This is a genomic window from Pedobacter sp. AC163 (assembly GCF_979258665.1).
The window spans coordinates 3,458,545-3,479,953 of the sequence record NZ_OZ409872.1; the positions used below are offsets into that span (position 1 = coordinate 3,458,545).

The following is a 21,409-nucleotide window of genomic DNA, read 5'->3' on the forward strand; positions in this document are numbered from 1 at the left end:
ATGCCGAAGTCCTTTATCAAATATCTTCTTTCGTTTTTACTGTTTTTGTTCGCTGTAAATTGTGATGCACAAATTGTTGTAAAGCCGAAGCAGGCAAAACCTGTGATGCAATTAGATAGCAGCAAAATTACGCCTGCAAAATTTGATAAAGAGGCAATTAGCAATTACAAAGATCAAAAAGAGTTTCAGTACGATGAACTTCAAGTGAGGCAACTTTCCTTATGGGATAGATTCTGGATGTGGTTTTGGAATATGATTGGCCGATTATTTTCAGGTGCTGCAACAAATCCGCTATCGCGATATTTCTTTATTGGTTTAGGTGTGGCTGTAGTAGTATACGTTCTTATAAAAGCGATTGGTACCGAAAATATTTTCAGTAAAAAATCAAAAGAAACTATTTTGCCTTACGATGTAATTACCGAAAACATCCATGAGATTGATTTTGACCAGGAATTACAAAGATTAATAGGCGAAAGAAAATATCGATTAGCCGTACGCTTACTTTATTTAAAAGCCTTAAAAAAACTAAGTGATGCCGAAATTATTCAATGGCAACCCGATAAAACGAATTACAATTACCTGATGGAAATTAGTAAGCCCGAGTTAAAGGAAGATTTTAGCAGGCTTACCCTTCAGTTTGATTATATCTGGTATGGCGATTTCCCTATCGATGAAAATAAATTTGAGCCCATAAACCAATCATTTAACCAGTTCAACGGAAAAATTAAATGAGAAGTTATAAAATTTATTTCGGTATTGGCATTGTATTGATATTGCTGTATCTGGTAGCCCAATATAATAAACCCACACCCACAAACTGGGCACCAACCTATTTAGCTACAGATAAAATTCCTTATGGTACTTTCATCATTAGAGATCGAATTAAGGATATTATTCCAAAGGCAAAAATTCAAGAATCGAAACGGCCGGTTTACAATACCTTGAAGGATCAAAACTTTAATAATGCCAGCTACTTTTTGATCGCTCAAAAGATCGATGTTTCTAAAACTGATTTCGATCAAATGAAGAAGTTTATGCAAGCGGGAAATACCGTATTTATCGCCAGTTACGATTTTGGGAAGCTTGAAAAAGAATTGAAAATTGAAACTTCTACTACGATGTCGGCAGATCGGCCTTCGCTTAATTTTACCAATCCCAATTTAAAAACCGATGCCAACTATGGTTTCGAAAGAGGTATTGGAACACAGTATTTTAGTAAAATCGATTTCAAAAAAGGTATCGTATTGGGGATAAATAATAATAAGCAACCCAATTTTGTTAAATATAATTATGGCAAAGGTGCGCTTTTCTTAATTTCAGAACCTGGTTTTTATACCAACTTTAATATGTTGGATAAATACGGTGCAGAATATGCTGCGAAAACTCTAAGTTATATCCAAACAAGTGATCAAGTTATTTTTGATGATTACTTTTCGGCGCAAAAGAACGAAACAACGGACGTTTTGAGGGTGTTTTTTAAACATCCAGAACTTAAATGGGCTTACTATCTCACCATTTTTAGTTTGGTTATTTTTGTACTCTATGAAATTAAGCGTCGTCAGCGCATTATTCCCATTGCCGATCCTCTAAAAAATGCATCTGTTGAATATGCGCATGTGGTAGGCAGTGTATATTACCACGAACGAAATAACCTGGATATTGCCAAAAAGAAAATTAATTACTTTATGGAATATTTGCGAACCAGGTATTTTCTCAAAACCAATGAGATTGGGGCAGATTTTGCCACACTCTTAATGGAAAAAACAGGCATCAACGAGCCGTCGGCAAAAACACTAACCCGATATTTTATACAAATACCACAAATGAGCACTTTAAGTGATCAGGAACTTATTAGTCTAAATCAAAGCATAGAATTTTTTCATCAAAATACCCAAAGCCATGGAGCAGGAACAATTTAACCAACGTACAGATTTAAGCACTTTAACCGAAGCGGTAGCGCAAATTAGAAAGGTGCTTGGAAATATTATCGTCGGACAGAAGCAGGTTATCGATTTTTTAATTGTGGGCTTACTTGCCGATGGGCACATATTGATAGAAGGGGTTCCGGGGGTGGCCAAAACATTAAGTGCTAAATTATTGGCAAAATCAATCGATGCCCAATTTTCAAGAGTTCAGTTTACGCCAGATTTAATGCCTTCTGATGTTTTAGGAACTCCAATTTTTAATACCAAAACAGGTGATTTTGAGTTTAGAAAAGGTCCTATTTTTGGAAATATTATTTTAGTTGATGAAATTAACCGTGCTCCAGCAAAAACACAATCTGCCTTGTTTGAAGTAATGGAAGAACGCCAGGTAACCATTGATGGGCAAACTTACATCATGGACGAACCTTTTATGGTGTTGGCTACCCAAAATCCCATAGAGCAAGAAGGAACCTATCGTTTGCCAGAGGCGCAACTTGATCGGTTTTTGTTCAAAATAGAAGTGAAATATCCTTCGTTGGAAGAAGAAACCGCAATTTTAATGGCGCAACATTCTTTGGTAAATAAAACCTTGGCTAGCGATGTGAAGCCTGTTTTATCGGTTCAGCAAATACAGGCTGCGAGAGCAGTAATTAGAAGCCTTTTTGTGGAGCCAAAGCTTTTGGAATTCATTGCCAAGATTGTAAATGAAACCCGCAATAATCCGTCACTTTATTTGGGTGCCTCCCCAAGGGCATCATTAGCTATTGTGCATAGCGCAAAGGCCCTAGCTGCTATCAATAACCGCGATTTTGTAACTCCTGAAGATATCATTACCGTTGCTGTTCCTGTATTGGCGCATCGCATTTTGTTATCTCCTGAAAAGGAAATGGAAGGTTTAACTACGAGTGATATCGTGAATCAAATTATTAAAAAAATAGAAGTACCGAGGTAGGATGTAGTCCGAAGTCTTCAGTCAAGAGTCTAAGATCTAGAGTCAATAAATTAATCGTTTAGAAATTCATAACAATTGAAAAAATTCTTTCAGCAATATTATATCAATCTATTCCTTAATGATCGTTTGTTTGCGGCTTTAGGTTTGTGTGTAGTGCTCTTTTTGCTGAAATTTTTCTTCGCTTGGCTTGGCGATATCCCTGAAATTGTCACTGGCGTAGTACTTATATTATTTTTCGTTGATGTTTTTATTCTTTATAGAATTCAGCAGGGGATTGAAGCGCTGCGATTTACTTCGAAACGCCTAAGCAATGGCGACGAAAATCCCGTTCAAATTGAAATTAAAAATCGTTATGGATTTAGTGTCAATGCCAGAGTGATTGATGAAGTACCCTTTCAATTTCAGCTCCGTGATAAAGATTTCAGGCTCAATCTAAAGTCTGCAGAAAGAAAGTCTATACACTACAATTTACGGCCAACAAAGCGTGGCGAATATGAGTTTGGTTTTATCAGGACTTACATCAGCTCTCCATTAGGTTTGGTTAGTCGACGATATAATTTTGATGGAGCAAAGGTGCTACCCGTTTATCCTTCGTTTATTAATCTTGGTCAGTATGAACTGATGGCCGTTTCTCGCCATTTAACAGAGCTAGGCATTAAAAGAATCCGAAAAATCGGAAATAGTAGCGAATTTGATCAGATAAAAAACTATGTGGGCGGCGATGATATTAGAACCATCAATTGGAAAGCAACTGCTAGAAAAGGTGGCTTAATGGTAAATACCTATACTGATGAAAGGTCACAAAATATATATTGCATTATCGATAAATCGCGGGTAATGCGTATGCCTTTTGAAGGGTTGAGTTTGCTTGATTATGCCATTAACGCAACAGTTGCACTCTCGAAAGTAGCCATGCTTAAAGAAGATAAGGCAGGCTTGATTACGATTTCAGAGCAGATCGGGTCTATTGTTCCGGCCGATCGGAAATCTGCCCAGCTGGGCAACATTATGAATGTGCTCTACAAGGAAAAAACCCGCTATTTAGAAAGCAATTTAGAAGCCTTGTACAGTAGCGTACGTGTTGTGATCAAACAGCGAGGCTTATTGGTTTTCTTTACCAATTTTGAAAGCCTTTCTGCTTTGCAACGCCAACTGCCTTACCTCAAAAGAATATCGAAATATCATTTGTTAGTGGTTGTATTTTTTGAAAATACAGAGCTTAAATCGCTAAGTACCGAGCCTGCAAAAGATGTGGAAGGAATATACCATAAAACCATCGCAGAGAAGTTTATTTATGAGAAGAAATTGATGGTTAAAGAATTAAGTAAACATGGAATTTTATCTATTCTAACGCCGCCTCAAAAGCTTACCGTAAATGTAATTAATCGCTACTTGGCGTTGAAAGCACAACAGCGGATATAGTTCAAAGTCCTCAGTCGAGAGTCTTTAGTCCAGAGTTGATGTTTTCGAAAGACGACTCATGACTAAGGATTGCCGACTTCAGACTAAAAAACTTATTCTTCTTCTCTGAAATAAACTTTATAAAAATTCATCGATTTATCATCATCGTAACCTTTCTCAATCATGTCCTTGTTGCCATGAATGTAGATATGGAAATTTTTATCCAATTTTAAAACACTTTTGTAAGCACGAGCCTGCTTTTTTACTGCCGATTCTGCAATCTCAAAGTTGTCTGCAATCGGGCTTTCGTATTCTTCTTCGTAGTTTTTCTTGTAGTTTTTAAACGATTCTATTCCTTCAGCATTGCCTATTACTTCGTTCCCGAATTCTTCAATATCAAAAGTTTCCTTCTCTTTAAAATACTTCATCGAACGATTTAAGAGATCAATTTTATCTGCTTTGCTAATTTCATAGTCATCATCCAGTTTTTGAGTTACGAAGTTCTTGTAAACACCTAAAACGTTATTGGTTTGGTTGTAGCTATCATTTCTGATCTTCAATTTCAAAAATTCATCTTTCCAATAAACAGCAGATTCGTTGCTGCTTTTTGCCTGATCCAACACCACTACTTTGTAACCTTCACTTTTATCAGTATTAAAAATCAAGCAGCCTTTATCCAGTTTATTAATGCTAATGGCGTCCTGCTCATAGCTCATATTAAAGCCGTCATCTTTAGGAAAAACTTTCAAATAAGTGTCTTTGGTTTCCGATTTGAAAATTCCAAGCACATCCATTTGTTCACCTTCAATTTGTACTTTTTCAAAGTATCCCACGTACAATTCGCCTGATTTTATTTTCGGATGGTTGGCTACATCATATAGATACTTGGCCAATTGCTGCGAATCCTCATGAAAAAGCGCATTGTTTTCAAAAATCTCGTGTGCAAAATGATAAACCTCATTTAGATTTAGGTTATCATTCGGATGGTAAAAACGGTAGACTTCATTTACCTTTTCGAAAGGCTTCAAGAAATATTGCATTAACAAATTGCTCAAAGTTTCATCATCAATCTTTAATGGCGCATCAGATAATTTATAATATTCTTCTACCAGTTTATTGCCGGTATGGTGGATAGAAAGTTGCTTTAAGTTTGCCTCGAAAAATGAAATCATGGCGGCAAAAGTAAGGAAATAATTAGCGATGTATAGTTAAATGTATATATCTTTTGAAAAGGGGATGCTGGAATCAATAGGTTAAATTAGTCCTGTCCCAAAGGTACTCCTACGGAGCTTTCTGCTATAGCTCCGATTGAAAAACCGGAGGCTGCCGCGTCAATAAGGTTTAATTCACTTAGGCTGGTGCAACTATGAAAAACCATGCAAATTGTATAACTTAAATTATAAATTATTAAACATGAAAGCTGCAGTAATCATCATTTTGTTAATAGCTAGCTTAAGCACTTTTGCTCAAAAAGCATTCGAGTTTGAATATTACTATGGCAAAACCAAAAATTTTGAAATCAAATTATCATTGGCTAATGGCTACATTTTGGGTAGTGAGATTATCAAAACTGACATCAAAACAGAAAAGGTAGTAAAATATCTTCCAAATAAAATTCAAGGAGAAAACACGCAAAGTCTGGTATTTCTTCCAGACATAAATGATAAGACAATTAAAAGAAGAAAGCGAGATAATATCATCCTGTACAAGATGAAAGATGATTATGAAATGTTGCCCGATAAAATTATTGGGAATTACGGTATCGATCTTAAGACTTACAGTTTCAAACTTTATAAACTAAAAGCTACTCACTAACTTTTAGTTTGGTTAAAAAATCGACAATCTTTTTATCGGCGTAATTTGCAATTCCCTCATGCCTGAATGATAATCTTCCTTGTTTATCGAAAATTACAGTTGTGGGAAGAGCGCCAGAAAAAATTTGATCAGGAATAGTGCTTGTTACCTTAAATACTGGCATTTCATATTTTCTGTTCGTCATAAACTTTACCGATTTTTCCAAATCACCGTCAGCATCTGCAAAAATAAAAACTACATTTTTATCATCTTTAAATTGCTGGTATAGTTTATTTATAGAAGGCATTTCTGCTGTGCAAGGCGGGCACCAGGTTGCCCAAAAATTCAAGAAAATAACTTTACCCTTTAATTGGCCCAAATCAATAGCATTTCCTTTTGCATCCTGGAACTTAATTCCACTCAAATCCATCGCCGCTTTTGGAGATTCGGTGATAGAGGGAGAATAGAGTCCGATTCCCATTAATCCTCTAATCAGCAAAGCTTTCGCATCGGGCACAAAAACAATTACTAATATCAATGCAATGAAAAGTCCGTTGACGATATTTTTCTTGATAAATTTCATTTTTATTTAACTTTTTATTCTTCCCATAATTTATTCCTTCAATCCCAGTCTAAATTTTCTGGCGGTATCTTTTGCAATATCGTAACCCGCATCAGCGTGGCGAATAACGCCCATTGCAGGATCGTTATGCAAGACTCTTTTTAATCTCGCCTCGGCTTCAGGAGTTCCATCGGCTACGATAACCATACCTGCATGAATGGAATAACCAATGCCAACGCCACCACCATGATGCAGTGAAACCCAGCTTGCGCCACCAGCGGTATTAATCAAAGCATTTAGAACTGGCCAGTCTGCTACCGCATCAGAGCCATCCAGCATAGCTTCGGTTTCCCGGTTTGGCGAGGCCACAGATCCAGTATCTAAATGGTCGCGACCGATTACAATTGGCGCTTTAACTTTCCCTTCGGCTACCAGTTTGTTAAAAGCTAAGCCTGCCTTTTCCCGCTCACCCTGGCCCAGCCAGCAAATACGGGCGGGCAATCCTTGGAAAGCAATCCGCTCTTGTGCCATTTTAATCCAGCGATGTAAACTTTTATTTTCTGGAAATAATTCTAATATCAATTTATCGGTTTCGTAAATATCCTGCGGATCGCCGCTTAAAGCAGCCCACCTAAACGGGCCTTTACCTTCGCAGAAAAGTGGGCGGATGTATGCAGGAACAAAGCCTGGAAAATCGAAAGCATTTTCTACGCCAACTTCCAATGCTCTACCGCGTAAATTATTGCCGTAATCGAAAGTAATCGCACCACGTTTTTGCAATTCCAGCATCTGTTTAACATGTTTCGCCATGGTAGCATAAGATTGCCTTACATATTCATCAGGATCATTTTTTCTTAAATCAGTAGCTTCATTTACAGTTAATCCCTCCGGGAAATAACCAATTAGAGGATCGTGAGCCGATGTTTGATCAGTCAAGGTATCCGGAACAATATTTCTATCGATTAATCGCTGTAATAGTTCCACAGCATTACAAACCACGCCGATGGAAATCGCTTTATTTTCTTTTTTATAAACTAATGCTTTATCAATTGCGTCATCAATATTGTAACTGATTTCATCAATGTAACGGGTTTCTAAACGCTTTTTAATACGCCATTCTTCAACTTCGGCGGCTAAACAAACACCTTCATTCATGGTAATGGCCAAGGGTTGGGCGCCACCCATGCCACCTAAGCCAGCGGTAACATTTAATTTTCCTTTTAAACTGTTGCCAAAATGTTTTTTTGCCAAAGCAGAGTAGGTTTCATAAGTGCCTTGTACAATGCCTTGCGAGCCAATGTAAATCCACGAACCTGCAGTCATTTGGCCATACATCATCAAACCTTTATCTTCCAGTTCATCAAAATGCTTTTGTGTTGCCCATTTGGGTACGAGTTGAGAATTGGAAATTAGAACACGAGGTGCATCGGCATGAGTGGGTAAAATGGCCACAGGTTTTCCAGATTGGATTAGCAATGTCTCATCATTTTCCAAATCACGCAATGCTTTTATAATCAAGCTAAGCGATTCCTTATTTCTTGCTGCTTTCCCCCTTCCGCCGTAAACGATTAAGTCTTCTGGTCGCTCTGCAACATCAGGATCAAGATTATTTAAAAGCATGCGTAATGCTGCTTCCTGAATCCATCCCTTACAACTTAATTCGATTCCGTTTGGAGTTTGTTTTTGGCTTAAGTTTAAACCATCGGTTAGTTTCTGGCTCATAGATAAAAGCAATGTTACTTTCCAAAGATATAGAATTGAACAACATTTGCTACTTTTGGCAAATTGAAAAAGCACAAGCAAAGCGTTAGAAAGTATTTGTCGGCATTTATGCTGATTGTTTTTGCTATTGCCCTAACCCCTTGGAGTGTTTTACACCACCATCAGGAAATTCCTATTCCCAAAAAGGAAATTAATTGTCACCACGTTAGCCATGTTCAATCTCATGGCGATAACTGTTTGATTTGTAATGCCAGCTTTGAAAAGGATTACGTTCAAACACACCACATTTACAGAATATTTCTTTCGGCAAAATTGTTGAGTTCTACTCAGCCAATTTTGAAAAGCTCATATGTAGCACTGCTCCGCACCGATTTGCGTGGGCCTCCTTTTGCATAATCTTTCCAAAATTTTGAATCCATCAAATGGATTAATCAATTGTTTTTTCGTTAAATAAAGTAAGTTATGCGCTGTATCAGTGCTGATTTATCCTTTTTGACTCATTCTGTTTTATTATAAAAAAATATGAAAAGATTACAGCTTATAGGCTTAGTAATTCTATATACTTTGTTGGGCAATACGGCTTTTGCACTTGCTTTAAAAGATATTAAAGGTAAAGTTATTGATGCCAGTAACAACCAAACTCTACCTGGCGCAACCATTTACATTCCCGATTTAAAGGTTACTGCTATCACCAATAATGATGGTGAGTTTATGCTTAACAACCTGCCAAATAAGGGGAGTTATTTAGTGGAGGTACATTACATTGGTTACAAAACGGCAACGAAAATTGTCAATTTTGCCAATGCACCAATTTTAGAATTCGCTCTGCAACCTACTGCGATTGAAACAAAAGAAATTGTGATTACAGGTAGCATCATCAGCAGCACAAGCAAACGTAATAGTGCCTCATCGGCAGTGGTGGGCAAAGACCAGCTTTTGGCACCATCTACCAACCTCATTGATGCATTAACAAGAGTGCCTGGAGTTTCGCAAATTACTACCGGGCCGTCGATTTCAAAGCCTGTGATTCGTGGTTTAGGTTATAACCGTATTGTAACTTTAGATGATGGAATAAAGCAGCAAGGACAACAATGGGGAGATGAGCACGGTATTGAAATTGATCAGTTTAAATCCGACAGAATTGAAATCCTGCGGGGTGCGGCTTCGCTAATGTATGGGTCTGATGCATTAGGCGGCGTGATTAATATTTTAGAGCCAAGTACAGCTCCAGAAGGACAAATCAATGGCGAATTTATTACCAATTATTCTACCAACAACGGTTTAACAGCCAACTCATTAATGCTTAATGGTAATGAAAATGGTTTCGTTTGGAGGGCCCGGGGAACTTACAAAAATGCCTATTCATTTAAAACACCTACCGGATATTTCCCTAATTCTGGCTTTAATGAGACGGATTTAAGCGGGATGATTGGATTGAACAAAAGCTGGGGCTATACGCACTTAAACGTTTCGAGTTTCCGCAATAACATTGGCTTTTACGAGCCTGCGCTAGATGATAACGGAAACTTTGTTAAAGAAAATGGCGAAGCTTTCATTAATTCCGATTTCAAAAACCGCGAATTAGATTATCCCCGTCAGGATATTCGTCACTTTAAAATTGCTTTAAACAATAACTTTATTCTTGGAAATGGCAATTTGAAAGCTGATTTTGGTTATCAACAGAATCAACGAAGAGAGTTGGAAGATGGTCCGGAACCTGCATTGTTTTTTGATTTGAAAACGTTTACCGGCGATTTGAAATATTATTTACATGAAACCAACGGATGGCAACCAGTTTTTGGCCTAAGCGCAGATGCTGGCCGGAGCTTGAATAAAGCTGATGATGAGTTTTTAATTCCAGATTACAACACTTACGGAATAGGTGTTTTCGCATTTGCGAAGAAGAATTGGGAGAACAACACTTTCAGCATTGGTGCCCGTTACGATTTTCGTAAAAATAATGGTAAGCAGTTGTTTAAAGATGGCGAAGAAATTTTTGCCCCATTCCAAAACAAATTCTCTAATGTAAGTGGTGCGTTAGGCTTCACCCATCAATTTAACGAGGAATGGAATTTTAAAGCAAACGCAGGTTCAGCATTTCGTGCTCCAAACCCTGCAGAATTAGCCTCGAATGGTGTGCATGAAGGAACTTTCAGGTATGAAATTGGTAACTCAGCTTTAAGTCCGGAACGCAGTTACCAGGTAGATGCCGCTTTGGAATATGAAGGGAAAATTGTGAGTGCAAGTGCTAGCGTTTACAATAATTATGTGCATAATTTTATTTATGCATCGAACAATGGCGAGATCATCAATGCTGAAGGTGATGATTATCCAGTGTATCGCTATGGCCAGGTGAATGCAAACCTTTATGGTGCAGAGGCAACTTTAACCATTCACCCGGTTCCTTTTATTCATTTTGAAAATACTTTTGGTTATGTGCATGCCCAGAATACTTCATTAAGTAAGCCATTGGCATTTATTCCTGCCGGAACGTTACGTAACGAATTGCGTTTCGAGCCTAAAATAAAAGGTACTAATGATGCTTATTTATCAGTAGGAATTAATTCGGCCTTCAAGCAAACTCGTGTTGATGATGTTTTCGAAACTCCAACTAGTGGATACACTTTACTAAATGCCGGTTTAGGTGCTACCTTCAATTTAGGGAAACAACCAGTTAAATTATCTGTGTCGGCCAATAATATTTTAAACCAGAAATATTATGATGCTTTAAGTAGATACAAACCCGGACGCTTAGATTACCAAAATCCAAACTTCGGAATTTATAATGTGGGTAGAAATGTCACCTTCGGGCTATATGTCCCTTTTAGTTTGGTGAAATAATTTTAACTTCATTTTGATTAAACTAGCCCCAGACTCACAAATTATTTGTGAAGCTGCGGCTAGTTTTTTTTATTCCGTGGTCTGTGTCCGCACAGACCACTTTATTATTTAAATTGGTGAAATATCACCGATTAAGTTATAAGCCGTGATTTGACTTTTTAATATCAAAGATTTCTCGCCTGCGCTCGAAATGATGGCTTCGCCTTTACTTTTTAACCGGTTCTCTTTTAGCCCTTACATATTGATTTGGCCATTCCGTATCATCACCTAGAGCCTGTGCCGCATGGGTTGGGAAATAAGCATCGCGAAGTGATTCGCGGGCGATAAAAATTAAATCAGCTTTATCTTCCTGAAGAATATCTTCAGCCTGTTGTGCGTCGACAATAATACCAACTGCACCGGTATAAATCCCAATTTCATTTCTGATTTTATCAGCAAAAGGAACCTGATAATTTGGCCCTGCAGGTATAAAAGCATCAGGTACATTTCCTCCAGATGAGGTATCAATTAAATCAACTCCTCTATCTTTTAAAACTGCCGACAATTGAAGCGAGTCATGCTCATTCCAACCATTTTCGGTCCAGTCTGTTGCAGAAATACGCACAAAAATTGGTAGGTTTTCTGGCCAAACTGATTGCACAGCTTCTACTACGTCGATCACCAGGCGAATGCGGTTTTCAAAACTTCCCCCATAAACATCGGTGCGGTTATTGCTCAGCGGACTAAAAAATTGATGTAACAAATAGCCGTGTGCTGCATGGATTTCCACCACTTTATACCCGGCTTCTAAAGCTCGTTTTGCAGCAGCTCTGAAAGCAAAAACGATATCCTGAATTTCAGAAATACTCAATTCATGTGGTATAACTTGTCCATTTTTGAATGGAAGTGGAGATGGCCCAACTGGTAACCAACTGTTTTCACCTTCGGCAATTTGTTCTCCGCCATTCCAAGGCAATTCGCAACTTGCTTTTCTGCCTGCATGTGCCAGCTGGATACCAGCAATTGCTCCGTTTGCATGGATAAATGAAACAATTTGCTTCAGTTTTTCAAGATGTTCATCCTTCCAGATACCTAAATCGGCATGGGTAATTCTGCCTTCTGGAAGCACAGCAGTTGCTTCCTGGATAATTAAAGCCGCACCACCAACAGCACGGCTCCCTAAATGTACCAAATGCCAATCGTTGGCAAAGCCATCCACAGCAGAGTACTGGCACATTGGCGATATTACAATTCTATTTTTTAAGGTTACATCCTTTAAGGTGAAAGGAGAGAATAATTTTGACATGATTATTTATATTTTACCGCACGCAAATTAACGTATTTTGACTACATTTTGCGTGTGGGTTTTATGTTTAAAAACCTGCGTTTTGCAGTTCGTTATTGATGAATTGAATTTCTTCGGTACTCAGTTTTACATTGATAGCCTCCGCATTTTGAACAGATTGTTTCTCATTTCTAGCACCAGCCAGGGCAATCGTAATCCCAGGTCTTTCGATTGTCCAACGTAAAACCAGTTGAGACAAGGTTGCGTTTTTTTCATCAGCCAAAGGCTTAATTTTTGCCAAAAATGCATTTGTTTTTTGAATACTTTCTGGAGTGAAGAATTTGTTTCCCTTGCGATGATCACCTTCTTCAAATTGATAATCAGAAGTCATTTTGCCGGTGAGCAAACCTCTCTCCATCGGGCTATAAGCCAAAATAGATTTGTTTTTTTCTATACAATAAGGAACCGTTTCTACTTCAACGCCACGGTTTACCATACTAAAAGGAATTTGATTGGAAATAATTTCCAACGTTTGATCTGCCTCTTTCAACTGTGCCACATTGTAATTACAAACACCAGCATAACGCACTTTTCCCTGTTCAATTAATCGGGTAACGGCTTCAAAAGTTTCGCTGATAGGAGTAGTTTCATCGGCCCAATGGATTTGGTATAGATCGATGTAATCGGTTCCCAGCCTTTTCAAAGATTGTTCACACTCATAAATTACACTTTCTTTTCCGGCATACTTATAAATGTCGATATTTTTGCCATCGTTATCTTTTGATTGCATGGCTAACTTGCCTTTTTCCAAGTCCCAGCGCATGCCAAACTTGGTAACCAGTTGAATTTTATCTCTTGAGATTTCTTTCACTGCTTCGCCCACAATCTCTTCACTTTCGCCCTGTCCGTAAATGGGTGCGGTATCTATTGAGGTTACACCCAAATCGTAACCCGCTTTTATTGCTCTAATAGCATCATTTCTATCGGTACTTCCCCACATCCATCCACCAGCTGCCCAGGCACCAAATGTAATGGCAGAAAGTTCTAAGTCTGAATTTCCTATTTTTCTGTATTCCATAATTATTTTTTTATGATTTTATCTACTGCGTAAGTATTGTATGGTAAATGTGCCAGTAACACCGCCACAAATGCAACATGTATCAATTGGGAGGGTAAGGCTTCCCAGTTTTCGATCAGAGTAGTGCCGAAAATAAGCGTTAGTGAAATTAAGCCTGCAAGTAATAATCCTTGTCGGGTAAACAAGCCCAAAATAATTAATACGCCTGCAATAAATTCGGCAATGGGTAAAATGTAGCTGAAAGGAACCACCAAAGCATTGGGCAAAAATGATTTCGAAAATTGACCAACCATCCAATTGCTAAAACCTGTAAGCTTTGGTAGCCGAACCAACCCGTGACCGAAAAAACTTAAGCCAATTGCTAAACGACTAAGTAGGTATGCCCAATTTTTATCCATTTTTTAATGCTTTCTCACAAACATACAATCCAACTGTTAAGGAAGTTTTAATGCAACGGATATTAAACTTAGTTTTTACAAAGGGGTTATAAAAAAAAATATCTACCCAAAAATTTGGAATCTAAATAATAAGCTATACATTAGTGTATTATTTAACTAATACAGTATTATGATTCAAATTGATAGTCTTAATTTTAGTTATAGCAAGCATAAGCCGTTGTTTAAGAATTTAAGTTTGCAGCTAACGGCGGGCCATATTTATGGTTTGCTTGGTAAAAACGGGGCAGGCAAATCTACTTTGCTTAAAAATTTGGCAGGTCTGGTTTATGCCCAAAGTGGTACACTAAATGTTTTGGGTTACAATCCTAAAGATAGACAGCCAGCACTTTTAGAGCAGATTTGTTTCATTCCAGAAGAATTTTATCTCCCCGCCGTAAAAATCGATGCTTATATCAAAGCCAATTCGCCGTTTTACAAAAACTTCGATCATTCTTACTTCGATGATTTGCTTAAAGAATTCGATATTCCAGTTTCGCAAAAGCTAATTGATATGAGTTATGGACAGAAAAAGAAAGTAATTATAGCTTTCGGTTTGGCTACGCAGGCCAAACTGGTTATTATGGATGAGCCGACAAATGGATTAGATATCCCATCGAAAGCACAATTCAGAAAAATTATGGCTTCAGCTTTAACCGACGATCGTTGCATTATTATTTCGACCCACCAGGTTAGGGATTTAGATAACCTGATTGACACGGTAATCATGTTAGATGAAAATGATATTGCTTTAAAAGCATCTGTAGACGAAATTACCGAGAAGCTAACCTTCAAAAAGGTTAAGGAAATAGATGCAAGTATAATTTATGCTGAGCAATCGTTATCTGGCTACAATGCCGTTATGCCAAATTATCATCAGGAAGATAGCAAATTAGATATCGAGCTACTATTCAATGCTATTCTCGCCGAAAAAATCAAATTTAAACCTTTATTTAATTAAGCCATGAACAATACATTTAATATTAATCGATTTGGCTTATTGCTTAAAAGACAGTGGCTGGATTTTGGAAAAATCTATCTTATTAGCCTGGTAGTAGTGGTTGGCGCTATTGTTGGTTTTTATCTTTATTACATTCCATCGCCAAGCAAATATAATAATTTCGACTACGATGGGAATTTAGACATGCGTTTTAGATACGGGATTTATTTAATGCTCGGTTTCCTTTTCATTAGTATTGTAGCAAGTAGTTACTTCTCTATTTTGGGTCAAAAATCCAGAGCTATATTAGAGTTAATGACGCCAGCATCAACTTTCGAAAAGTTTTTGAGTGGCGTTTTCTACACTACTTTAATCAGTTTTGCGAGTTACATTATCATTTTTTATTTGATCGATATATCCTTCGTGAAGTACTTAAATATGCATTTGAGCGAATTCAAAAGTTTAAACAATAAAGGAGCGTCGGTTGCAGCGGTAGATAGTATTTTTTCGCAAGTTTTTAATGATGCAAAATATCGGGAATACTGCATGGCTTTTTTTGGTTTCCCATTTCTGATTACTAGCATATTTTTATTGGGTTCCGCTTATTTTACGAGTTTCCATTATATCAAAACCGCGGTATCAGTAATGCTGTTCCTGGCAGCTGGTTTGTACCTCATTTATAAAGCCGCTGATGTTTTAACCACAGGTAAGTCTAAGATAACGATAGGTGGTGACAAGGAAAATATATTGCTTAGCCTTTGCTTAATTACGTTAGTGCTTACTTTAATTTTTTGGCTGATTACCTACGTTCGTTTAAAAGAGAAAGAGGTTTAATTTTAATAGGTATAGATATGGAATTTAGAGATAATAAGGCGATATACCTTCAAATAGCAGATTATGTTTGTGAACATATTTTGCTAGGGAAATGGAAAGCCGAAGAAAAAGTACCTTCAGTAAGAGAGCTTGCAGTAGCAATGGAAGTAAACCCAAATACCGTGATGCGTACCTATGAGTTGCTTCAAAATAAAAACATCATCAATAATAAAAGAGGTATTGGCTTTTTTGTTGATGAAGGTGCAATCGATCAGGTTAAAAATTATCGTAAAGTACAGTTTATAGATGATGAATTACCGGTGGTATTCAGGAACATCTATTTATTAAATATTGGCTTTGATGAATTGAAAGCTAAATATGAAACATTTGTTGAGCAAAATTTTAACGATTAGAACATGAAAACAAGTAATAAATTATTAATAGCGCTAGCATTGTTGCTCATTATTGTACCAATTTTGGTTATTGCTATCAATGTGAAGTTCAACTATTTGCCAGAAGATAAAATAATTAAGAATAGTGAAAGTTTAGATAAGTTTGATGCTGTTACTCCTTATTTTAAACTTCGAAAACTGGATAAAACATTCGAAAAAGTAAATGTAACTGCTTCGGAAAGTACAATCTTAAATATTACGCTTGTCGAAAATCCAGAAAGTGGCATGAAGATTTCTGAAAATGAAAGCGAGAACTTGATAGCTGTTGTGGATGCAAATGGTGTACTCCAAATTTCAAGCAAAGCTTTAGGAGATAAAAAGATGGATTTTTTGAGCCTGGTTATTTTTGCTCCAGTAATTAAACAACTGTCAGTAACCAAAGCTTTACAGCTAGAAATCAACGCAAAAACTAAACAGCTTGAGTTGAATGTGAATAATCTTCAGAGTATGTTGTTCCATCCCAACACAAAAATTGGAAGGCTAAATGTAAGTGGCAATCATGTCCTAAATTTTTCGCAAAGTAATAATTACGTCGATGATCTCAATCTGAATTTAGATAATAGTGAGTTTAGGGCTAGCGGAACATCATACAAAGTTTTAACCATTGCAATCAAAGGAAATTCTCATATTGCTATTGAGGGTGATAAATCGAACCGAAATAAGTATAAAATTGATAGCCTCTCCATTACTACTCAAGGTAAATCGAGCGTGGTTTTAACCGACATGCTTGTTAACAAAGCACATGGAAATTTTTCAGATTCGACTGCGATAAATGCCTCTGCTAAAAACCTAAAACTATTGATGAAAAATTAAATCACTAAAAATATTTTCTTGTCTATCGGTTGGTGTCATCACCAACCGAAATCTAATTCTCATTCAAAAATTGAACTGTATTCCTGATATCATCAGACAGAATCCGGTCGGCATTATTAAAGCTAACCACTTTCCTGTACGCTGAAACCATATGTTCTATCGCCTTTGATGATTTTAAAGGCTTACGTAAATCCAACGCCTGGGCGGCTGTAAGTAATTCAATAGCCAGAATATTTTCAAGGTTTTTTACCACCCGATAACATTTTGTAGCACCATTTGCGCCCATGCTTACGTGGTCTTCCTGACCATTGCTGCTCACAATACTATCTACCGAAGAAGGCGTGCAAAGTTGTTTATTTTCGCTTGCAATGGATGCTGCGGTATATTGGGCAATCATTAAACCAGAGTTTAATCCAGCATCTTCAATCAAAAAGGGAGGCAAATTCCGCTGACCAGAAATAAGTTGAAAAACCCGTCTTTCAGAAATGGAACCCAATTCGGCTAGGGCAATACAAAGGAAATCCAAACTCAAAGCTAATGGCTGGCCATGGAAATTCCCCGCCGATATAATTCGATCTTCGTCTGGAAAAACATTTGGATTATCGGTTACCGAATTAATTTCCGTTTCAAAAACTGCCTTTACATAAGCAATTGCATCTTTGCTGGCGCCATGAACCTGTGGTACACAGCGAAAAGAGTAAGGGTCTTGCGTTTGTTTTCCCTCGCTTGCGATAAGCTCACTCCCATTTAACAAATCTTTGATTTTCTTTGCGGTTTCCTGTTGCCCTTTATGAGGTCTAATATCATGACTTAAATGATCAAAAGGCTCTATCCGGCAATCAAAGGCATCTATCGAAATGGCTGCAATTGTATCTGCCCAATTGCTTAAGCGTTCAGTTTTCAATAAAATATGAATACCATAGGCGCTCATAAACTGAGTTCCATTAATCAATGCCAACCCTTCTTTTGGTTTCAGCGATAAGGGCCGCCAGTCCAGTTGTTGATAAAGATCATTCGTTTTTAGCTTTTTACCTTTATGGTAAACTTCGCCTTCACCAATTAAAGGCAAAGCCAGATGGGCCAAAGGAGCTAAATCTCCTGATGCACCCAAAGAACCCTGAGTGTAAACCACTGGAAGAATATCATGATTGTAAAAATCGACTAAACGTTGTACAGTAGATAAGGCAATGGCTGAATAACCATAGCTTAGAGATTGAATTTTTAAAAGCAACATTAACTTTACAATCTCAGCAGGTACTTCATTTCCTGTGCCACAAGCGTGAGAAAGCAATAAGTTGTACTGCAATTTGGTAAGGTTTTCTTCCTCAACTTTAACATTTTGCAAATAGCCAAACCCTGTGTTAATGCCATAAATTGGCTCTTGATGCTGCTTTAATTTGTCGTCAAGGTAGTTTCTGCACTTATCAATACGAGAAATTGCATCATCACTCAAGGCAATCGACATTTTTTCTGAAGTGATATTTCTTAAAACATCCAGACTTAACGGCCTCTCACTTATTTGAAAAACAGGCATGGTTTTTAATTTATTTGGTTGGTCAAAAGTATAAATAAGTATTAAATTAGGCGGATCCGCTTTTGATAATCGCCATAAATAATTATGAACATGAAGAAGTTTCTCCTTTTATTTGCCCTTTCACTTTCCACTATCACGTATTCGCAAGCACAAAAAATTGATACGCTGTCCATCACTTTAGAGAATGTAAAATATCCATACGCGGTTAAATTTTTGCCTATATCAATTGAGGGTCAGGATGTGAAGATGGCGTATATGGACATAGCGCCTACCAAGATGGCAAACGGTAAAACCGTGATGTTATTTCATGGAAAAAACTTTGGTGGTTACTATTGGGGCAATGTAATCAAAGCTTTAACTGATATTGGTTATCGGGTTATTGTTCCAGATCAGATTGGTTTCGGCAAATCATCAAAACCATTTATTCATTATAGTTTCCATCAAATGGCCGCGTGGAATAAAAAATTGTTGGATACTCTTGGCGTTCAGAAAACAGTGGTATTGGGGCACAGTATGGGTGGCATGTTGGCTACGCGTTTTGCATTGCTTTATCCAGATAGAACCGAAAAATTATTGCTCGAAAACCCAATTGGATTAGAGGATTATAAAACCTTTGTGCCTTATGTAAACACAGCTCAGCAATATCAAACAGAACTAAAAACCACCGCAGAAAGCGTTCGAAAATATTATCAGAGTTCTTATTTTACTTATTGGAAACCTGAATATGAGTATTTGGTTAATGTTGCCGGGGGAGTTACTTTCAGCGCCGACTATCCGCGCTGGGCACAGGTTGCAGCCATGACTTTCACTATGATTTACGAGCAGCCAGTAGTGTATGAGTTTCAAAATTTAAAAGTGCCAACTGTTTTATTTATTGGCAAGGAAGATAAAACGATCGTAGGTAAAGGGCTTTTAACTCCTGATCAACAGGTTTTGCATGGTCAGTACAAATTTTTAGGAAAGCAAACGGCGGCCAAGATTCCTGGAGCAAAACTGATAGAATTTGAAGCTTGCGGACATATTCCGCACATTGAAATACCTACTGAATTTTTAGTGGCTTTAACTGGAAGTTTATAGATGTGAAGTGATTAACGAATAACTTTAGCGAAGATCTTACGGGTTTGATATAGCATTTTTCTGCATTTCTTTACCTGTCATTTTATTGATTCCCTGAAGCTCAAAATTGATTTTTTGCCCCATTGCAGACATTGTACCAGCTAATTCTATTCGTAAATGGCTCTTCAGGATTAGGCCGGTTTCCATATCCAGTTCCACATCGCCATTATTTGTGCCGGTCAAATCAGTTTGCATTTTGTTCCCCATCGTTTCAAAATCACCTTTTGAGGTTAAACTGCCAGATATATTCAGATAAGCGACTCCATTTTTAACCTCTTTCAAAGTGTATTTTGTGATGGTTTCAATAGGCATGGTCATTTGCATTTTGGTGTCAACCGTCCAGCTTTCACCAATTTTTACAGGCTTTTCTGGATAAATTTTTAAGGATGATTCCATGGTTTGTTTCATGCCTTCCGAATTGAACTGTTTGGCCAATGAGGTTTTTAAACTGCGAATCACCGATGAATCTTTTGACATTCTGAAAGTCATGTTGTTTAACATTGCATCGATTCCCGTCAGTGATTTTATACTGCCATCTGGCGCAATTTCCATCCTGAAAGATGCGCCTTTAATTCCTCTGAAGGGATTGATTTTTGTCGTATCTGGATCGTTCGAATCCATCATCATCGTATTTCCCATTCCCGATGATTTCATAAAGATGCGACTGTATACCACGTCAATATCCTTACTCATATTATCTCCATTGCGGATATCGAAAATATAATCGGTGCCGATATTTTGATTGAGATTTATTTTTCGCCCTGAAATTTCCTGATTAATGATCTGATCAGAAACCATTGAAAAGGTATACTTTTTACCTATCGGAAAATTTTGTTTCAGTACGTAGGTCTTTTGTGCGAATGCACTTAAAGTCAGGTAGAAAAGTATGGAAAATATTTTGAAAAACTTCATTGGTTACTTGATTTGTTTCTGCTAGATGCGAGGGTTGATAACTAGTTAGCAGGTTGTTGTGCAAATATTCTGCTCAATTGCTGGTATAAATCTGGGTGCTTTTCTTTCAACAAGTAAGGCTTTTCGAAAAAATATTCTGATACCACAGCGAAAAATTCTGCTTCATTTGTAATGGCATAAGGATTAATATCCGATTTATTATCTTCAATTCGTGCCATTTCCTCGTGCATCATTTTTATCCACGGCAAGGTATACTCATGCGAAATTAAATTTTCGGGTACACCATCTGTTGCACCATCTGATTTATCTAAAAGGTGCACAAACTCATGAATTGCCGTATTTTCTTTACCAGCACTTTTCGAGAAACCTTGTCGCAGTGCCGACCTAGATAAAATCATTTGACCATTCATATAACCACTGCCAACCATGCCCATTATTTGCCGTTCTCCCCCTTCAAACTGGAAATCTTTGTCAAACGTATCAGGATATAACAATACCGTACTTAAGTTTTTATACTGCCAGTCTGCAAAGCCGAAAATGGGGATAACTGCACTCGATGCAATTAAAAGCTCATCTAGAGTGGTCATTTCCAAGCCAACCGGTTCAATTTTAACCGCGGCAAAAAATTCGGCTATCTTCTGCTCAAATCTCAGCTTATCTGTCGAATCCAGTTGATGATAGTAACCCACATAATCGTCTAGTATTTTTTTATCCGTATCAGTGAGGGGATCAATTTTAAGTTTCTTTTTTTTAAGAATCAAGTAAATGGCAATTAAAAATATAGGGATGAGGTAGGCAAATGGCAATGAATTCATATTTATTAATCGGCGATAATTTAGTGAATATTTGTGTGGTG

At 37.4% G+C, this 21,409-nt stretch carries 21 protein-coding genes; 12 read left to right on the top strand and 9 right to left on the bottom strand.

Translation table 11 applies throughout. The features are described from left to right. The 4 genes from ACZZZK_RS14910 (at position 1) to ACZZZK_RS14925 (ending at position 4,299) form a co-directional block, all read left to right on the top strand. Entirely contained in the window at positions 1-732 is a 732-nt protein-coding gene (locus ACZZZK_RS14910) for a DUF4129 domain-containing protein (RefSeq protein WP_463484828.1), read from the top strand. Beyond that, the gene (locus ACZZZK_RS14915; RefSeq protein WP_463484829.1) at positions 729-1,919 is read left to right on the top strand and encodes a DUF4350 domain-containing protein; all 1,191 of its coding nucleotides are present in this window, start codon (positions 729-731) and stop codon (positions 1,917-1,919) included. The genes ACZZZK_RS14910 and ACZZZK_RS14915 overlap by 4 nt, the downstream gene beginning before the upstream one ends. Further along, positions 1,900-2,877 (top strand): AAA family ATPase, encoded by a 978-nt coding sequence (locus tag ACZZZK_RS14920; protein ID WP_463484830.1) that lies wholly within the window; start codon positions 1,900-1,902, stop codon positions 2,875-2,877. The genes ACZZZK_RS14915 and ACZZZK_RS14920 overlap by 20 nt, the downstream gene beginning before the upstream one ends. Positions 2,878-2,952: 75 nt before the next feature. Continuing rightward, positions 2,953-4,299 (top strand): DUF58 domain-containing protein, encoded by a 1,347-nt coding sequence (locus ACZZZK_RS14925; protein WP_463484831.1) that lies wholly within the window; start codon positions 2,953-2,955, stop codon positions 4,297-4,299. Between the two features lie 92 nt (positions 4,300-4,391). Here ACZZZK_RS14925 and ACZZZK_RS14930 read toward each other — a convergent pair whose 3' ends face one another. Beyond that, positions 4,392-5,450: a nucleoid-associated protein gene (locus ACZZZK_RS14930; protein ID WP_463484832.1), complete on the bottom strand. Its 1,059-nt coding sequence runs from the start codon at positions 5,448-5,450 to the stop codon at positions 4,392-4,394. Between the two features lie 241 nt (positions 5,451-5,691). Between ACZZZK_RS14930 and ACZZZK_RS14935 the strand changes: the two genes are divergently transcribed. After that, a complete protein-coding gene (locus tag ACZZZK_RS14935; RefSeq protein WP_463484833.1) occupies positions 5,692-6,093 on the top strand; it encodes a hypothetical protein in 402 nt (133 codons plus the stop codon). Here the strand turns inward: ACZZZK_RS14935 and ACZZZK_RS14940 are convergent. Beyond that, positions 6,083-6,655: a TlpA family protein disulfide reductase gene (locus ACZZZK_RS14940; RefSeq protein ID WP_463484834.1), complete on the bottom strand. Its 573-nt coding sequence runs from the start codon at positions 6,653-6,655 to the stop codon at positions 6,083-6,085. The two genes, ACZZZK_RS14935 and ACZZZK_RS14940, sit on opposite strands and share 11 nt — an antisense overlap. A gap of 30 nt (positions 6,656-6,685) precedes the next feature. Beyond that, the gene (gene hutU, locus ACZZZK_RS14945) at positions 6,686-8,356 is read right to left on the bottom strand and encodes a urocanate hydratase (protein WP_463484835.1); all 1,671 of its coding nucleotides are present in this window, start codon (positions 8,354-8,356) and stop codon (positions 6,686-6,688) included. A 63-nt stretch (positions 8,357-8,419) separates the two neighbouring features. On the opposite strand from hutU, the gene ACZZZK_RS14950 reads away from it, so the two are divergent. After that, positions 8,420-8,752 (top strand): hypothetical protein, encoded by a 333-nt coding sequence (locus ACZZZK_RS14950; protein WP_463484836.1) that lies wholly within the window; start codon positions 8,420-8,422, stop codon positions 8,750-8,752. 126 nt (positions 8,753-8,878) lie between these two features. After that, positions 8,879-11,197 (top strand): TonB-dependent receptor, encoded by a 2,319-nt coding sequence (locus ACZZZK_RS14955; RefSeq protein WP_463484837.1) that lies wholly within the window; start codon positions 8,879-8,881, stop codon positions 11,195-11,197. 205 nt (positions 11,198-11,402) lie between these two features. Here the strand turns inward: ACZZZK_RS14955 and ACZZZK_RS14960 are convergent, their stop codons facing one another. The 3 genes from ACZZZK_RS14960 to ACZZZK_RS14970 form a co-directional block, all read right to left on the bottom strand. Then, positions 11,403-12,482, bottom strand: coding sequence for an NADH:flavin oxidoreductase/NADH oxidase (locus ACZZZK_RS14960; RefSeq protein WP_463484838.1), 1,080 nt, complete (start codon positions 12,480-12,482; stop codon positions 11,403-11,405). A 67-nt stretch (positions 12,483-12,549) separates the two neighbouring features. Continuing rightward, positions 12,550-13,539, bottom strand: a complete 990-nt coding sequence (locus tag ACZZZK_RS14965) for an aldo/keto reductase (RefSeq protein WP_463484839.1) — start codon at positions 13,537-13,539, stop codon at positions 12,550-12,552. 2 nt (positions 13,540-13,541) lie between these two features. Next, positions 13,542-13,937: a DoxX family protein gene (locus tag ACZZZK_RS14970; RefSeq protein ID WP_463484840.1), complete on the bottom strand. Its 396-nt coding sequence runs from the start codon at positions 13,935-13,937 to the stop codon at positions 13,542-13,544. Between the two features lie 169 nt (positions 13,938-14,106). Between ACZZZK_RS14970 and ACZZZK_RS14975 the strand changes: the two genes are divergently transcribed. Genes ACZZZK_RS14975 through ACZZZK_RS14990 form a run of 4 tightly spaced genes read left to right on the top strand, consistent with a single transcriptional unit; the run spans position 14,107 to position 16,991 of the window. After that, positions 14,107-14,934, top strand: a complete 828-nt coding sequence (locus ACZZZK_RS14975) for an ABC transporter ATP-binding protein (RefSeq protein ID WP_463484841.1) — start codon at positions 14,107-14,109, stop codon at positions 14,932-14,934. A 3-nt stretch (positions 14,935-14,937) separates the two neighbouring features. Further along, positions 14,938-15,747, top strand: a complete 810-nt coding sequence (locus ACZZZK_RS14980) for a hypothetical protein (RefSeq protein ID WP_463484842.1) — start codon at positions 14,938-14,940, stop codon at positions 15,745-15,747. A gap of 17 nt (positions 15,748-15,764) precedes the next feature. After that, positions 15,765-16,139, top strand: a complete 375-nt coding sequence (locus ACZZZK_RS14985) for a GntR family transcriptional regulator (RefSeq protein WP_463484843.1) — start codon at positions 15,765-15,767, stop codon at positions 16,137-16,139. 3 nt (positions 16,140-16,142) lie between these two features. Then, entirely contained in the window at positions 16,143-16,991 is an 849-nt protein-coding gene (locus ACZZZK_RS14990) for a hypothetical protein (protein WP_463484844.1), read from the top strand. A 52-nt stretch (positions 16,992-17,043) separates the two neighbouring features. On the opposite strand, the gene hutH is transcribed toward ACZZZK_RS14990, so the two are convergent. Then, entirely contained in the window at positions 17,044-18,525 is a 1,482-nt protein-coding gene (gene hutH / locus ACZZZK_RS14995; protein ID WP_463484845.1) for a histidine ammonia-lyase, read from the bottom strand. A gap of 90 nt (positions 18,526-18,615) precedes the next feature. On the opposite strand from hutH, the gene ACZZZK_RS15000 reads away from it, so the two are divergent. Beyond that, a complete protein-coding gene (locus tag ACZZZK_RS15000; protein WP_463484846.1) occupies positions 18,616-19,602 on the top strand; it encodes an alpha/beta fold hydrolase in 987 nt (328 codons plus the stop codon). A 36-nt stretch (positions 19,603-19,638) separates the two neighbouring features. Here the strand turns inward: ACZZZK_RS15000 and ACZZZK_RS15005 are convergent, their stop codons facing one another. Together ACZZZK_RS15005 and ACZZZK_RS15010 are read right to left on the bottom strand one after the other, a co-directional pair. Then, entirely contained in the window at positions 19,639-20,553 is a 915-nt protein-coding gene (locus tag ACZZZK_RS15005) for a DUF6263 family protein (RefSeq protein ID WP_463484847.1), read from the bottom strand. A 41-nt stretch (positions 20,554-20,594) separates the two neighbouring features. Continuing rightward, complete coding sequence (locus tag ACZZZK_RS15010) at positions 20,595-21,368, bottom strand: M90 family metallopeptidase (RefSeq protein ID WP_463484848.1); 774 nt, start codon at positions 21,366-21,368, stop codon at positions 20,595-20,597. Between the last annotated feature and the right edge of the window lie 41 nt (positions 21,369-21,409).